The sequence below is a fragment of the Zobellella endophytica genome (genome assembly GCF_003012775.1).
In the GTDB taxonomy this organism is placed as follows: domain Bacteria; phylum Pseudomonadota; class Gammaproteobacteria; order Enterobacterales; family Aeromonadaceae; genus Oceanimonas; species Oceanimonas endophytica.
Genome location: NZ_PXYG01000001.1, coordinates 960,163 through 975,985, shown reverse-complemented (window position 1 = coordinate 975,985; position 15,823 = coordinate 960,163). Strand labels below are relative to the sequence as shown.

Genomic DNA, 15,823 nt, shown 5'->3' with positions numbered 1-15,823 from the left:
TAGTGAGAGTTTTATTATCAGCCGATCAGGAAGGGCATCATGCCTCGTCCACGATCGTGTAATGCAAACAGGCGACTTATTTGGAATGACAGAATAATAGAAAATATAGCCTCTTGCCTATCACATACGGAGCCGTGAGGCAGGTCGCTTATTGTCGGGGCCAGGCGAACCGGCGGAGAAGGCGTTTTATTCCACCGGTTTGCATGGGCGGTTATGCGGAAACCACCTGGATATCGCTGGCCAGTAATGTTTTGGGACCCGTCAGGGTCGCCACATGGCTGGCGGCGGCTCCACCCAGGCCATCCCGGTCGAAAGAGAGCACGCCGCTTTGGGTATTGTAGATAAAGGCGGCAACGCCACTGCTCAGGGCGGAGCCATCCGCCACCAGGCGATTGGCGGCCAGGCTGCCCGGCGCCAGGTTGGCGAAGTTACGGCTGACGACCTGCACTCTGTCGACGCCGGAGGTGAAGTCGGTAATATTGTCGGCGCCCTGGGTGGCGGTCAAAAACTTGAAGTTGTCGGCGCCGGTGCCCCCGGTGAGGGTATCGAGGCCGCCGCCGCCGATCAGGGTATCGTTGCCGACGTTGCCGATAAGCAGGTCGTTGCCGCCATTGCCGAGCAGAATATCGTGACCGCCGCCGCCGTTGAGCTGGTTGGCGGCGTCGTTGCCGGTCAGGCGATTGTTGAGGGCATTACCGGTGCCGTTGATCGCCCGTCCGCCAAGCTGCACCAGGTGCTCCACATTGGCCGCCAGCACATGATTGACGGTGGCACGCACCGTATCCAGCCCGGCTCCGGTCAGTTCGACGACGCGATCATTGATATTGTCCACCTGGTAGCTGTCATTACCGGCGCCACCGTGCATCAGATCGGCGCCGGCACCGCCGTTGAGCACATCGTTGCCCCCCATGCCGAAGAGTTCGTCGTTGCCGCCGCCGCCGTTGAGGCGGTTGGCGGCGTTATTGCCGGTCAGGCGGTTGTTCTGTACGTTACCGGTACCGTTGATTGCCCGATTACCGGAGAGCCGCAGATGCTCGACATTGGCACCCAGGGTATAGCTGAAAGCGGCATTCACGGTATCGTTGCCCTGGCCGGCCAGCTCCACCACGCGGTCGTTGAGATGGTTGACAAAATAGCTGTCGTTGCCGGCCCCGCCCCGCATGGTGTCGGCACCGGCGCCGCCATTGAGGGTATCATCACCGCCTTGCCCATTGAGGATGTCGTTGCCGCCGTTGCCCAGCAGCACGTCGTTGCCATTACCGCCATTGAGCTGGTTGGCGGCTCCATTGCCGGTGAGGCGATTGCCCAGGGCATTGCCGGTGCCATTGATGGCCTGGTTGCCCATCAGGACCAGGTTCTCGATGTTGGCCGCCAGGCCATGGGACAGGGTAGCGCGTACGGTGTCGTTGCCTGCTCCGGTCAGTTCAATGGCCCTGTCGTTAATGTGGTTGATGAAATAAGTGTCGTTGCCACCTCCGCCGCGCAGGGTGTCGGCGCCGGGGCCGCCATTCAGCTGATCGTTGCCCAGTCCGCCTTCGAGGATGTCGTCGCCGCCGTTGCCCAGCAGCACGTCGTTGCCCGCCCCACCCACCAGCCGGTTGGCGGCACTGTTGCCGGTCAGGCGGTTGGCCAGGCCATTGCCGGAGCCATTAAGGGCCTGATTGCCCAGCAACACCAGGTTTTCCACGTTGGCGGCCAGGGTGTGGCTGATGGTACTGCGAACCACATCCAGCCCCTGACCGCCGAGTTCGATGACGCGATCATTCTGGTTGTCGACAACATAGCTATCGTTGCCGAGGCCACCCCGCAGGGTGTCGGCACCGGCGCCACCATCGAGGGTGTCGTTGCCGGCCAGGCCCACCAGAAGGTCATTGCCAGCACCGCCATTGAGCCGGTTGCCGGCACTGTTGCCGGTCAGTTGGTTGTGCAGGGTGTTGCCGGTGCCGTTGAAGGCGCCGGCCCCGGTCAGGATCAGGCGTTCGACGTTGGCCCCCAGGGTATAGCTGGCCCTGGCCTGCACGGTATCGATGCCCTGGCCGGCCAGTTCAATGACGCTGTCGTTGGTATGGTCGACCACATAGCTATCGTTGCCGGCTCCGCCGCGCAGGGTATCGATACCGGCCCCGCCATTGAGGACATCGTTGCCGCCATTGCCGATTAACAGGTCGTTGCCACCGTTGCCGTTGAGCCGGTTGGCGGCGTTGTTGCCGGTCAGGCGGTTGGCCAGGCCGTTCCCGGTACCGTTGAGGGCGCCGTTGCCGAGCAGCACCAGGTTTTCCACATTCGCCGCCAGCGCGTGGCTGACCGTGCTGCGTACTTCATCCGTCCCCTCACCGGGCAGTTCAACGACACTGTCGTTGACGTTATCGATGACATAGGCGTCGTTGCCGACGCCGCCGCGCAGGGTATCGGCCCCCGGGCCACCGTTGAGCAGGTCGTCCCCCAGGCCGCCATTGAGCTGGTCGTTGCCGCCGTTACCCAGCAGGGTATCGTTGCCGGCCTCGCCATTTAGTATGTTGGCGGCGTTGTTGCCGCCGATCCGGTTGGCCAGGATGTTGCCCGTGCCATTGAGCGGGGCGGAGCCGGTCAGGTTCAGGTTCTCCACGTTGTCCGGCAGGGTATAGCCGATGCTGCTGTTAACGGTATCGATGCCGCCGCCCGGCAGTTCGAACACCAAATCCAGCGGACTGGTCACGGTGTAGACATCGTCGCCCCGGCCGAAGAGCAGCAGATTGAAGTTTTGCGGATCGTCGTTGTCCACTATGGTGCCGTTGGCGGCGAGGGTGCCGAGGTTGGCCCCCACCACCGAGCTGAGGCTCAGGGTAAAGGTTTCGGTCAGGCTCTCTATGGCGATATCGTCGGTGACCGCTATCCGGATGGTGCGGCTGGTCTCGCCGGGGGCGAGCAGAAGGCTGCCGGAAGTGGAAGAAAAATCGCTGGTCAGGGCGGTGGCGCTGCGGGTGCTGTAAGAAAAACTGACCGGGTTGGGGGAGGGGGCCGACAGCTGCACCACGAAGTCCATATAACCGGTCTGCTCCGCCGCGATGGCGTCCGACACCGTCAGGGTCGGCAGGGTGTTGGTTGGCCGATCGCTGTGGCCGATAACCACGGTGCCCACCCGGTCGCGTACATTCACCTGGGCCGCCCCCGGGCCGGACAGGGCTCCGAGGGTCAGGTTAAAGTATTCCTCCGGTTCGGCCAGGTTGTCGTCTTCGATGGCCACGGTGACCCGTTGCACGGTGTCACCGGCCGCAAAGGTCAGGCGATTGTTGCCGTCGGCCCTGTAATCGGCGCCGGCGGTGGCGGTTCCGCCACCGATGGTGTAGGTGACGGAAAACGGCTCCGTGGTCGCCTTGTCCAGCATCAGGGTAAAGGTGGCGGTACCGGCCCCTTCGTCCACCACGGTATCCATCACCGACAACCGGGCCCGCTCCTGGGGGCTGAACAGGCCGTCACCGTTGCTGTCGGTGGCAAAGGAGTCATCGTTGGCGATGGTGGCCACATAGCTGGTTTGCGCCAGGCGGGCGCCACCGGTCGGGTTGTGGAAGCGCAACAGGAAGCTTTCTATCGGCTCCACCGTGGTGTCGTCGAAAACGGGGATATGGATGGTCTTGACGGTTTCCCCGGGAGCAAAGCTCAAGAAGTTGGCGGAGCTGCGGCCGCCCACATCGGCACTGCCGGCGGTGAGGGAGGCGGTACTGAACGAGGTCGAGACCAGATTCTGGGACGGGGCGCTCAACCGCACGGTAAACTCCGCGTAACCGCCATGCTCGCTGACCACGATATCGTGGGCGGAAATAATGGGATCGAGCACCGAAACCCCGTCGTTCTTGCCGATCAGGCCGGTGCCGATACCGCCATTGACGATACTGACCTGGTTGGCGGCGGGGCCGGTGAGATTACCAAGCCGCAGGTAAAACAGCTCCTCTCCTTCGGCGAGGCCGTCATCCACGATGGACACGGTAACCTGCTGGGCCATTTGCCCTGCCGCAAAGGTCAGGCTGGTGTCGCCATCGGTGATGTAGTCGGCGCCGGCGGTGGCGTTGCCGCCGCCCAGGGTATAGGCCACCGAAAAGGGAGCGTTGGTGGCCTTGTCCAGCACCAGATTGAAGGTAGCGGTGCCGGCCTTTTCATCCACCACCGCGTCGCGCACCGACAGGCTGGCCCTTTCCGGCAGGTCGAACAGGCCATTGCCGTTCACGTCCGACACCGTGAAATCATTGTCGACCAGGGTCGCGACATACACGTTCTGAGCCAGGCTGGCCCCGGCACTGGGATTGCTCAGCCGCAGGAAAAAGTGCTCGTTGCCGAGCGTACCTTCAATGGCGGTGTCGTTGGTGACGGGAATGCGGAACGTCTGGGTGGTCTCTCCCGGCCCGAAAACCAGGGTGGCGCTGGCGCGGCCGGTCAAGTCGAGTGAAGATGTGTTGAAACTGCCGGTCGAGGCCACCACGCTCACCGGGCTTTGTACCGGCGCGTTCAGTCGTATCACAAAATCGGCGTAACCCTGGTGCTCGCTGATCACCAGCTCCTGGGCGGAAATCACCGGGTTGGTCACGGTAATGCCGTCGCTCCGGCCGATATGGGCGCGGGCCACGGCATCCGTTACCTGCACCTGGTTTGCCGCCGGGCCGGAGAGCGCACCCAGCCTGAGGTTGAAAAACTCGGCGGTCTCGGCCAGGGCATCGTCGACAATGGCCAGGGTGATCTGCTGGGCCGTTTGGCCGGGGGCGAAGGTAACGCTGCTCTGGCCGTTGGTCACATAGTCGCTGCCGGCGGTGGCGGTGCCGCCACCGATGCTGTAGGCCACGGTAAAGGGGGCGTCGGTGGCCTTGTCCAGCAGCAGGTTGAAGGTGGCGGTACCGGCTTTTTCATCTACGGCCAGATCCCGCACCGACAGGTTGGCCCGCTCCTGGGCGTCAAACACGCCGTTGCTGTTGATGTCCGCCACCCGGACGTCGTTATCGACGATGGTGGCGAAATAGAACGGTTGGGCAAGAAATACCCCGGCGCTGGGGCTGGACAAGCGCAGCAGAAAGGTTTCGAGAGGCTCTATCAATGTGCCACCTGCCAACGGCACCTGCACCAGCCGGGTGGTGTCGCCGGGGGCGAACACCAGGGTGTTGCTGATGGCCCGGTAGTCACTGGGGTTGGACGCGGTCAGGTTGGAGGTGCTGACGGTGACCGAAACCGGATTCTGGGCGGGGGCGCTGAGCTTGACGACAAAGCTCACATGATCCCGGTCCTCGCTGATCACGGCATCCTGCACGGAAATGACCGGGTTGGTGATGGCCGGCCCCTCGTTGCGTCCGATCAGCGCCATGGCATGGCCATCCGCTATCTGTACCTGCCCGGCCCCGGCGCCGCCGAGAGAGTTGAGGGTCAGGTTGAAGAACTCTTCCGGCTCGGCGATGCCGTCATCCGCAATGTTCACGGTGATCTGTCCGGCGGTTTGGCCCGCGGCAAAAGCCAGGTTGCCGTTGCCGGCGGGGCTGTAGTCGGCGTTGGCCGTGGCGGTGCCGCCGCCCAGGGTATAAGCCACCGAGAAGGGCGCCGAGGCGGCTTTGTCCAGCACCAGGTTGAAGGTAGCGGTGCCCGCTTTTTCATCTACCGTGATGTCGGCCACGGAGAGATTGGCCCTTTCGGAAGGATCGAACACGGCATTGGCATTGGCATCGATGACCGGCGCTTCGTTATCGACGATGGTGGCCAGGTAGATGCCCTGAGCCAGTGTGTTGCCGGCACTGGGGCCGGAGAGTTGCAGGGCAAAGGTTTCGGTGCTCTCCGCCACGAGATCGTTGACGATAGGGATACGGACCGTCTGCCGGGTTTCGCCCGGCGCGAAGGTCAGTACTCCACTCTGGGCCGTATAATCACTCGGAGACGAGGCGGTGACATTGATGGTTCGGTATGACACCGTGACCGGCGTGTTGACCGGAACGTCCAGCCACACCAGAAAGTCGGCGAATTGTGCATCTTCACTGACGGTAATATCAGAGGAATAGATTGTGGCCATGACACCGCTCCCTGGTTTTCCCTGGTTTTATCATTGCTCCGAATATGGCGCCCTGCCCGAACCTCGCCAGGAACAGGCTCCCTTCCTGTGGTTGGCCGTCCCGTTTTGGCACGAAGGATCTCCTGAGCCAACCGGTTGCGGGCTGCAACTCGGAACAGTTACTCAAATGGAATGTGGATGGAAGGAGTATAGACAATGGGCGTCATGGAATGACGCATTTGTGTCTGGCGTGATTGACAATACAAGTTCAATGAGGTTTTCAGCAGAAGTGAAATCAAAAAGCGTACGGAAAGACCTTGTATTACTGCTTGTTCTATCTCGTTTATTTCCTGCTCTTGTCTGTTTTTTCAATACAAAAAATCATGTGAAGGAATGGACTCATTATAAGCTGGCCTGGGTTGTTCCGGTGCAAAGGCGGCAGGGCCTGCACACCGGAGCGGGGAGATTCACGCAATAACCTGAATGTCACCGGCTTTCAGCAGGGTTCCCGCACCCAGATCTGCCATTTTTACGGCGGCACCGGTGCCGGCACCATCAAGATCGAAAAACAGGTTCCCGGTGCTGCGGTTGTAGATAAAGGCGGCATTGCCGCCCGACAAGGGACTGCCCGCCAGGCTGAAACGGGCGGGAGCCAGCCGGCCTGTCGCCAGGTTGCCGAAGTTGCGGCTGACAACCTGGAGCACATCGCTCCCGGAGTGGAAATCGGTGATGGTGTCCACCCCCTCGCTCCTGGCCACAAACCTGAACCTGTCCGCACCGGCACCGCCGGTGAGCCGATCCCTGCCCGGCCCACCCAGCAGGGTATCGGCGCCGTCGCCGCCCACCAGCACGTCGGTACCGAGGCCGCCATTCAACAGATCGTTGCCCGCGCCGCCGAAGAGGCGATCGTTGCCGCCGCCGCCAAGCAGCGTGTCGGCACCCGCCATTCCTCTCAACAAATCACTACCGCCCAGGCCGGCGAGCCGGTTGCCGGCGGCATTGCCGGTGATCTGATTGGCCATGGCATTGCCGTGACCGTTGATCGCGTTATTACCGGTGAGCAGCAGCGCTTCCACATTCGCGGTGAGCGCATGGCTGACGCTGGCTCTTACCGTGTCGTTGCCCTGGCCGGCAAGCTCGATGACCCTGTCCTGGTGGCTGTTGACGACATAAACATCATTACCCTGGTTGCCCCGCATGGTATCGGCACCGACACCGCCATTGAGCATATCGTGGCCGGTGCCCCCATGCAGGATGTCGTTGCCGGCACCGCCCAGCAGGGTATCGTTTCCGCCCAGGCCAAAAAGCGAATCATTGCCGGCCATGCCGGACAGCCGGTTGACGGAAGCATTACCCGTTATACGGTTATCGAGCGGATTGCCGGTACCCGATGCGGCGTAGCCACCGAGCTGGAGATGTTCCACCTGGGCCGGGAGGGAGAAACTCACGGAAGCACGAACAATATCCACCCCTTGACCGGCGTACTCGATAACACGTTCGCCAACATTATCGACAAGGTAGATATCGTTACCGACACCACCATACAGGGTGTCCGCGCCGGTGCCGCCATCGAGGGTATCGTTGCCGCCATTGCCAAAGAGCCTGTCGGTGCCACCAAAGCCTTTCAGGTAATCGTGGCCGCCGGAGCCGCTGACGCTGTCATTGCCTGAAAACACATAACCGAGCAGGGCATTCATATCGCCCCGGTTCAGATAGGACTCGATGGTGAGGGCGCTGAAGCTGCCGCCGCTAATCTCATAAATCTTGCGACCAAACTCGTAATAATTGCTGGAAGTGACAGCTCCGCCGGCCAGGCCGAAGCTCGAATAGGAAAAACTGCCGTAATAGTTTTGTACATAAGGTCCGTAGGCAACCTGAATGTGGTTGGTGGTGGCGATGGTCACATCGCCATACCAAACCGATGCCTGTTCCATGTTTACCGTGTTAAAGGCGGTGGCATTGGCCATGATCAGTCCTCAATTGAAAGCTCCGGTAAACTATAGCCGCTCTCACTACAGCAGCCCCAAATCAGCCGGTGTTGATGACGGGAAAATTCGTGCCAGTTGGGCCGGGTTCAGGCCGTACATATGGCGAAACAGCCCACCCAACACCGCACGATACTCGTTGAGCACCGGCAGATCGCGGTCCTGATGCAGCTTGCCGGGCGCGAGGTCGGCCTGCTCGCCCACGATTCGTCCTCCGCTGATGCTGCCACCCAGCACCCACATGGCGGTGCCGTGGCCGTGGTCGGTGCCCCGGCTGCCATTCTCGCGGAAGGTGCGGCCGAATTCCGACAGCACCATGACCACGGTGTTGTTCCAACCATTGCCCAGCGAGGTTTCCAGTTCGGCAAGCCCCGCCGACAGCGCCTGCAAGCGGGTACTGAGGGCGCCGCTGGCCCCGCCCTGGGCGGCATGCGTATCCCAGCCACCCACGTCAATAAAGCCGACACTCAGCTCGGGGCGCTCGCGTAGCAGCCGCCCGATGCGCCCGGCCTCCAGGGCAAAGCCGCCCGGTGCGGTGGCATCGCGGGACGCCGCCTGCATCTCCTCCACCAGTTCGCTGGCAATGGCTTTGCGCAGGCCCAAACCGTCGCTGACCTGCTGTTCCAGCGCATGCCCTGTGTACATCTGCAACACCAGTTGCTCGAAATGGGGCGTCAATTGCCGGCTGCGGGGCAGGCTTATCGGCGAATTCGCCACCGGCATGGTGCCCGTCAAAATGGGTGGCAGGGTCTGGGTAAAACTCACGGCTTCCGGCCGGGGGGCCGTGCCGGCGCCCAGCTCACGCAGCAGACGGTTCAGAAAGCCGCTGTCCGAATTTGGGCGCGCCGTTGCGGGCTGGCCGAATTCAACCCAGTCCTGGGCCTGGAAGTGGCTGCGCGACACGAAACCGGTGCCCGCAAAGGGCACAAAGGCCAATTGCTTCGCGGCATAAAGCGGGTGCAGGTCATCCTGCAGGGACGCGGCCATGCCCCAGCGCGCGTCCAGCGCAATGACGGCCTGGGGATCCTTTTTATCCGGGCGGGGCAGGGCAATATTGGGCCTGGACTGATAATAAAAGTCGTCGGCGTAGGGCACCAGTGCATTGAGGCTGTCGTAGGCACCGCGCAGAAAAACCACCAGGCACCGGGTTTGGCTGCCCCCGGTAGGCGCGGCCCAAAGCCGCCAACTGAGCGAGCCGGCGGCCATGACCGCCGTCAGTTTCAAAAAGTCGCGCCTACGCATGATGTGCTCCAGGAAGCCAGAACATGAACTCGGGGCTGGCCAGCAGCAGGGCCAGGCGTTCGGGAGGGGGCTGGGCAGACATGAGTGTTGAAAGGGTGTTTTCACTCAGGTTGATTCGCCCCGCAGGCAACCCGGTTGTGGGCCTTTGCGGCCCGGTGTTTTCCAGGCCAAGCCGCGCCAGCAACTGCCTGGGGTTGGCCGGCCGGTTCACCAGCCGTGGCACCACCTGCACCATTTCCCTGGCCAGCTCGATGCGCTGGGTCAATTGTCCGGCGCTTTGCCAGGCACTACCAACCAGGTTGTAGCCATCGGGGGTCTGATGGCCGAACAGGGGCTGGCCCAGCAAACGCAGCCAGCGGGCAACGGGTTTGACATTGCCGATTTCATTGCCGTTGGCCAGCAGTCGGGTGGCGGAGAGCACAAACCGGAGTGGATCCTTGAAGCTGGGTTGTGTTACCTGCCGGGCGAACGGCAGCAACGCCGAAATGGTTTGCGCCAGATCGCCATGGGTGCTGGCAAAAACACCGGCGGCATTGGTAATGGCCCCTTGTGGGGGCGCGTCTCCCAGCAAAAAGGTACCGAGCTTGCCGGCAATATGCCGGGCGGTTGCCGGGTGGGCCACCAGAATATCGATAAGCTGCCCGATCTCGTCAAAGCCCAAAGGGGAAATCCGCTGCCCCAGCACGGTTTTGGTGGTGAAGCTGTGCCGGCGGGGATCGAACATGAACTCTCCCTGAATTACTGCCAACTGCTGCAGCCTGGGGGGCAATCTGAAGGCCTTCATCGGGCGTAGCCCCACCCCCGTGAGCACTTCCGCCACCTGCTGTACGTCTTGCTGGCTGTAACCGCCGTTCACCCCCAGGGTATGCAGCTCCAGCAGCTCGCGCGCCAGGTTTTCATTGATTTTGCCGGTCACGTTGCGCTGGTTGTCCAGGTACACCAGCATGGCGGGATGGCTCAGGGCAGCCAATAACAGGTCTTTGAAATTGCCGAGAATATGGGGCCGGATGGCCGACTCGACGTAATCGGGCAGGGCCGCCCCGACCAGGCCCTTGCGCCAGAATACATTGAAGTGGTTACACCAGAACCACAGCAGATGCTCCTTGTCGATGGCGTGTTGCGCAGGCGCCGCAAGCAGGCGGGCCAGCGACTGGGCACTGAAGCTTTGCACCAGGGCGAGGCGAGCCCGCAATAATTGCTGGTTGGCCTTGAAACGGGCATCGCCTTGCTGCCGGGTCACCTTGTTTTGAGCGAGGCGGTAGAGACGAATGGCCTCGGAACTGGCGGGCAGGGTGAGCGTTGTCATGGTTGATAGTCCATGTAATACCGGAGGCGGTGGAGGCATCAAGGTAGCACAACGGCATTGGATGAGAAGCACCGTTCAGTACGGTGCAGACATTTCCAGACATCAAAAGCCCGGCAATAGCTGGTAGGGTCCACTTCAGTGGACCGGGTTGAGTGGTCCACTGAAGTGGACCCAACAGTGGCCCTTGCGGATGGAGCTGGTAGGGTCGACTTCAGTCGACCGGGTTGAGTGGTCCACCGAAGTGGACCCAACAGTGGCCCTTGCGGATGGAGCTGGTAGGGTCGACTTCAGTCGACCGGGTTGAGTGGTCCACTGAAGTGGACCCTACCGCAAACAAAAGGTTCGGGTGGTCCACCGAAGTGGACCCAACAGTGGCCCTTGCGGATGGAGCTGGTAGGGTCGACTTCAGTCGACCGGGTTGAGTGGTCCACTGAAGTGGACCCTTCAGTCGACCGGGTTGAGTGGTCCACCGAAGTGGACCCAACAGTGGCCCTTGCGGATGGAGCTGGTAGGGTCGACTTCAGTCGACCGGGTTGAGTGGTCCACTGATGAAGTGGACCCTACCGCAAACAAAAGGTTCGGGTGGTCCACCGAAGTGGACCCAACAGTGGCCCTTGCGGATGGAGCTGGTAGGGTCGACTTCAGTCGACCGGGTTGAGTGGTCCATTGAAGTGGCCCTTGCGGATGGAGCTGGTAGGGTCGACTTCAGTCGACCGGGTTGAGTGGTCCACTGAAGTGGACCCTACCGCAAACCAAAAGGTTCGGGTGGTCCACTGAAGTGGACCCTACCGCAAACCAAAAGGTTCGGGTGGTCCACTGAAGTGGACCCTACCGCAAACCAAAAGCCCGGCGAACCGGGCTTTTGCATAAAACCTTATTCTTCGGTTTTTAACGCTACAGGGCGGAATATGATGCGTTTGACCTGAACCTTTTCACCGTTCTTTTCTGTATCGACCCGACGGACGATGAAATTACCCAGCTTGGGCACCGTGACCTTCCCTTCGTCGGTGTTTTGCAGTTCGATAACAAGCTGCTCGAAAGCGGCACGAATGATGCGGGCCGCCCGATTAGCAGGTACCGTACCCAATACATCGGGGCTTTCCTGCATGATTTTTTCTGCAATTTCAATCGGCTTCATATTTACCTCGTAATGTATCAGGCGGGAACAGTCTGACGGGAGAGCAGATTCCAACCTGTTTACTGCGGCAGTATGCTGCCCTGCAACATGGCTGTTAACATTGTTGTTTTTTAATTAAAGTACTGAAAATAAAGAGATTTATTTTTTGTTTCGGGAAATGTATTGTCCGATCTTTTTTATGGTCGGGTGACGGGAATCGCGCATGAACCGCTTGGGATCCCGCAACAGCTTATGCAGCTTGCGGAAACGGCGACGGCGCTCGGCGGCACGGGACTGTAGCAGCCCGGGAATGGTGACACAGTGGTAAATCTGCCCGGAAAGGGCTGGCAGGCACACCGTATCCTGTTGTGCACACCAGTCGTGTACGGTGGGGGAGGAGAGCCAGGTCGCCACCATATGCTGTTGCCACCAGGCCCAGGCCAGCTCTTGGTCGGCTTGAGGGTGATTGAGCAGCCAGGCGATCGCATGCCAGTGATCGGGCGCATCGGCCAGAGACGCCACATCGTTCAGGGCGAAGACATCTTCGGGAGTAAGGCGCCGCCAGTCCTGCCAGTCACAGGTGCGGGAAGGGATGCGAGGGTACAGTAAGGGCTGGGGCCAGTTGGTGCCCAGCAAGTCGCAAAACAACGACTGGGCCAATTGCCAGCGGGTCTGTTCACAGGGGCGATCGCCTCCGGAACAGTGGAAGGGCACAAAGGCAATGGTCGCGTAATCAGCCATAAACTACCCTGGCCAAAAAATGATGCCACAAAGGGGCAGTGCTCCGGGTGGTACATTGTGCCTGGGCGGTAGCCAGCGCGGATAGTTGTGCCTGTCGCCATTGCCGGATATCCAGTAATGTACCTAGTTGTTCAGACCATTGATTGAGATCGGCTGCAAAGCGCAATCCTGAACAATCGAAGCGGCGGATATCGGGAATGGGCGAAGCCACGACAGGGACGCCCAGCAGGGCCGATTCCCAGAACTTCAGCCCGGACTTACAACGGTTGAACCGGTTATCGACCAGCGGGGCCAGCGTGACCCAGCTGTCGTGCATGATCTTGGGAAGCGCTTCATAAGGAACGGCGCGCCGAAAGCGCACCCGGTGGGATGGAAGCGCGCCGTAGTGATGGCTGATCGGGCCGAACACTTCGAGTTCCACCTGGGGAAAGGCACTCATCAGTTTGCTCAGGGCCAGGTTGATCATGGCAAAGTCGTGATCATGGTTGCCGGATCCGGGCAGGTATCGAATGATTTTCCGTTCCGGCATGGGCCCGGGCGACCAGGGAGCAAACCAGCGCGGCGGCACGGCATTGCTGATCACCTGGATATCTGCGCCGGCGAAGAGGTGCTGCAGTTCATCCCGCAGTGGCTGGGTAGAGCAGGTAATAAACCGAAAGCGTGCCAGTGCCGCCTGATAACCGAGCACTCGCGTTCTAGCCACACGCTTGCTCATACCGCCACTGCAGACGGCGGGGAGATCATCGATCACGTCCGGCTGAAAGAGCAAATCATCCACATCCGCGACCAGGGGAATGTTCAATCTGCCGGCGCGCCACAGCAGCAGGCGGGTAGCCAGGTTCAGGGTGGGTCTGTGGACAACGATGACATCAAATGGGGCCAAATCCAGCGTGACTGACTGTTCGATATGGACAACCGACGCCGATACGCCCTCGGCGTTGAGTGATTCGGCGGGGAAAAAGCAACGATATCGGGCCGATGCATCCCGATAAAAATCCTGCTTATGACGGGAGCAGCTTACAAAAAGAACATGTAGCTTCTGCCACTCTGGTGTGTCCGCCATTCAATTGTCGCCGTGGTCGAGTAAAAAGGTGCGTTCCCATTCGGCTATTGAATGCGATACCGCGAAGTATGCTGCGGCGTGAATGGGTCGAGAGGCACCTTACCCTACAAACGACAAATTTGTCATGCCTCAAGCGGGTTTCGGTGATCCGAGTGGCGCTTTTTTGATCTAGCCATAGCTGAAGTCCTCCCGATCCAGGGTGAGGTTTGGACTGTAGGCGGGATCTTTTCGCAGCCGTTCTCCCCAGCGCTGGCGCATGTAATCGCATTCGGCCTGGAAGCGGGCCAGCTTCTCGGGGGTATCTTCGTGGCCACGGCTGACCGACTCGTGGTGATACAACTCGGCGTAGGGAGTCCAGATATTGCGGTAACCGGCTTCCTTCACCCGCAGGCAAAAATCCACATCATTGAAGGCCACGGCCAGGTGTTCTTCGTCCAGACCACTAACCTGGGTGTAGATCGACTTCTTGACCAGCAGGCAGGCGGCGGTCACGGCAGACAGATTCTGCGTTAGCAACAGTCGGTTGAAGTAACCGGGATGCTCCCGCGGATAAAATTTGTGGCTATGGCCGGCTACACCGTTGATCCCCCCCAGCCCGCAGATGACACCCGCATGCTGAATGGTATCGTTGCCGTAATACAGTTTGGCGCCGACACAGCCAACATCCTTGCGGACGGCGTGCCTGACCATTTCCGTCAGCCAGTCCGGGCTGATGACCTCTATGTCGTTATTGACAAGGGCGAGCACTTCACCCCGGGCCAGTGCCGCACCGTAGTTATTGATGGAGGAATAATTGAAGGGCGCGTCATATTTGACGATACGGATGTTCTCATGAGCGGAAAGGGAAGCAAAATAGCCGAGGGTTTCCGGCTCTACCGACTGGTTATCCAGAATGAGAATTTCGTAATGGGGGTAGCTCGTTTTCTCGATAATGGAGTCGACACACTTCTTCAGGTGATGCAGTGTGTCGCGGGTGGGGATCAGCAACGACACCAGCGGCGGCTTGGCCGGCAAGGGCCATAGCAGGCGATAGCTGCCAGCCGACTGGCCGTCTGTAACCCGCACCCCGCTACCGGAAAAATGATCCTGCAGTGCCAGCAACCCTGCCCGGTGCGCATAACCCTTTTCGGACAGGGACACCGCGGTCGAGCCGGGTAATTCACGCCAGTGATACAGCACCTTTGGAATATGCACGATATCGGAGGGCTTTAGATGCCGGATATAGCGCAGGGTAAAGTCGTAATCCTGGCTGCCCTCAAATCCTTCCCGCAACCCTTTTATCTGGTTGGCGATATCGCGCCGATACACCGCAAAGTGCGATACATAGTTGCATGAATAAAACAGGTCGGGATTCCAGTCCGGCTTGAAATGCGGGTGATGGCGGTTTCCGTCCAGATCGATCTTGTCTTCATCCGAATAAAGCAGCTTGGCTGTAGGGTGGTGATTGATGGCGGCCACCACTTCCGTCAGCGCATGGGGCGAGAGCAGGTCATCGTGATCCAGAAATGCAATAAACTCACCCTCCGCCAACGCCAGGGCGGAATTGCTGGCGGCGGAAATATGACCGTTGTGCTCGCGGAAGATCAACTTTATCCTGCTGTCCCGGGTCGCAACCTCTTTCAAATATTGTCGGGTGTCTTCATGATCCGAAGCATCATCGGCTATACAGAGTTGCCAGCTGGGATAGGTTTGATGCTGGACTGACTGAATAGCTTCGGCCAAAAGTTCGACCGGAGTGTTGTAGACAGGAAGAATGATGGATATAACGGGATGAAACAAGTATTCACTCACTGCCTGTCGGTAAAAAGAGAAATTTTCTTTCTGCTCTATCCATTGTTGGTAACTCAATACCTGATTCGATAACATATCGAATCCGTCGCTGTATGCAGCGTAGCGCTCATGCAGTTTCAATGATTCAGACGAAGGAAGCTGATAGCGCCGATGAAAATACGATAACTTTTTATTTATGGCTTTATCTGCAAAAGCCCGGGTTACCTTCTTGAAGGAAATATCAAGAGTATCTATTTTACCCATTTGAGTGTCAATGTTCAGAGTCAGATAGTCTGGCTGAAAAGGAAGGTAAATAATACGTTTAGCTGTTTTACATTTTTCCAAGTTGATTTTTTTGTGAAGAGTCAAGGCTCTATCGTGAGCCGTAATTGTGGCCGTAGTGCAGGGGAATGATCCTTTGGCTGTGATTTCACAGATAAACCAACCAGTTGGCGTAAATGCTTTTTTTAGAGGATAGATTCTTTCGTAAAAGTCAGGTTGGCTCAGCTCGGTAAACTGAATGTATTTGAATGTATTGCGAAATACAAGATGGAAAAAATTAATGTAATACTGAAAAAACTTGGTTAAGGCATGTTTAAGCATC

General features: G+C 59.4%; 9 protein-coding genes. 1 reads left to right on the top strand and 8 read right to left on the bottom strand.

What is annotated here, in order from left to right; genetic code table 11:
- Positions 1-211: 211 nt before the first annotated feature.
- On the bottom strand, positions 212-6,016 hold the full coding sequence (locus tag C7H85_RS19510; RefSeq protein WP_146140422.1) for a Calx-beta domain-containing protein: 5,805 nt from the start codon (positions 6,014-6,016) through the stop codon (positions 212-214).
- On the opposite strand from C7H85_RS19510, the gene C7H85_RS19505 reads away from it, so the two are divergent.
- Positions 6,009-6,473: a hypothetical protein gene (locus C7H85_RS19505; RefSeq protein ID WP_146140421.1), complete on the top strand. Its 465-nt coding sequence runs from the start codon at positions 6,009-6,011 to the stop codon at positions 6,471-6,473. The genes C7H85_RS19510 and C7H85_RS19505 overlap by 8 nt on opposite strands.
- Here C7H85_RS19505 and C7H85_RS20220 read toward each other — a convergent pair.
- From C7H85_RS20220 to C7H85_RS04345, 7 genes are all read right to left on the bottom strand, one after another.
- A complete protein-coding gene (locus C7H85_RS20220) occupies positions 6,463-7,962 on the bottom strand; it encodes a calcium-binding protein (protein WP_106728453.1) in 1,500 nt (499 codons plus the stop codon). The two genes, C7H85_RS19505 and C7H85_RS20220, sit on opposite strands and share 11 nt — an antisense overlap.
- Positions 7,963-8,007: 45 nt before the next feature.
- Positions 8,008-9,222: a DUF1501 domain-containing protein gene (locus tag C7H85_RS04370; protein WP_106728452.1), complete on the bottom strand. Its 1,215-nt coding sequence runs from the start codon at positions 9,220-9,222 to the stop codon at positions 8,008-8,010.
- Entirely contained in the window at positions 9,215-10,528 is a 1,314-nt protein-coding gene (locus C7H85_RS04365) for a DUF1800 domain-containing protein (RefSeq protein WP_158260062.1), read from the bottom strand. The genes C7H85_RS04370 and C7H85_RS04365 overlap by 8 nt, the downstream gene beginning before the upstream one ends.
- An 874-nt stretch (positions 10,529-11,402) precedes the next feature.
- The gene (locus C7H85_RS04360) at positions 11,403-11,666 is read right to left on the bottom strand and encodes a hypothetical protein (protein ID WP_106728450.1); all 264 of its coding nucleotides are present in this window, start codon (positions 11,664-11,666) and stop codon (positions 11,403-11,405) included.
- 138 nt (positions 11,667-11,804) lie between these two features.
- On the bottom strand, positions 11,805-12,386 hold the full coding sequence (locus tag C7H85_RS04355) for a hypothetical protein (RefSeq protein ID WP_106728449.1): 582 nt from the start codon (positions 12,384-12,386) through the stop codon (positions 11,805-11,807).
- A complete protein-coding gene (locus C7H85_RS04350) occupies positions 12,379-13,449 on the bottom strand; it encodes a glycosyltransferase (protein WP_106728448.1) in 1,071 nt (356 codons plus the stop codon). Before C7H85_RS04350 ends, C7H85_RS04355 begins: the two co-directional genes overlap by 8 nt.
- 168 nt (positions 13,450-13,617) lie before the next feature.
- Entirely contained in the window at positions 13,618-15,822 is a 2,205-nt protein-coding gene (locus C7H85_RS04345; protein WP_106728447.1) for a glycosyltransferase family 2 protein, read from the bottom strand.
- Position 15,823 lies beyond the last annotated feature (1 nt).

Excerpts from the sequence above, each read along its gene's own strand:
- C7H85_RS19510 (WP_146140422.1), bottom strand. The coding sequence starts at position 6,016 with ATGGCCACAATCTATTCCTCTGATATTACCGTCAGTGAAGATGCACAA.
- C7H85_RS20220 (WP_106728453.1), bottom strand. The coding sequence starts at position 7,962 with ATGGCCAATGCCACCGCCTTTAACACGGTAAACATGGAACAGGCATCG.
- C7H85_RS04370 (WP_106728452.1), bottom strand. The coding sequence starts at position 9,222 with ATGCGTAGGCGCGACTTTTTGAAACTGACGGCGGTCATGGCCGCCGGC.
- C7H85_RS04365 (WP_158260062.1), bottom strand. The coding sequence starts at position 10,528 with ATGACAACGCTCACCCTGCCCGCCAGTTCCGAGGCCATTCGTCTCTAC.
- C7H85_RS04360 (WP_106728450.1), bottom strand. The coding sequence starts at position 11,666 with ATGAAGCCGATTGAAATTGCAGAAAAAATCATGCAGGAAAGCCCCGAT.
- C7H85_RS04355 (WP_106728449.1), bottom strand. The coding sequence starts at position 12,386 with ATGGCTGATTACGCGACCATTGCCTTTGTGCCCTTCCACTGTTCCGGA.
- C7H85_RS04350 (WP_106728448.1), bottom strand. The coding sequence starts at position 13,449 with ATGGCGGACACACCAGAGTGGCAGAAGCTACATGTTCTTTTTGTAAGC.
- C7H85_RS04345 (WP_106728447.1), bottom strand. The coding sequence starts at position 15,822 with ATGCTTAAACATGCCTTAACCAAGTTTTTTCAGTATTACATTAATTTT.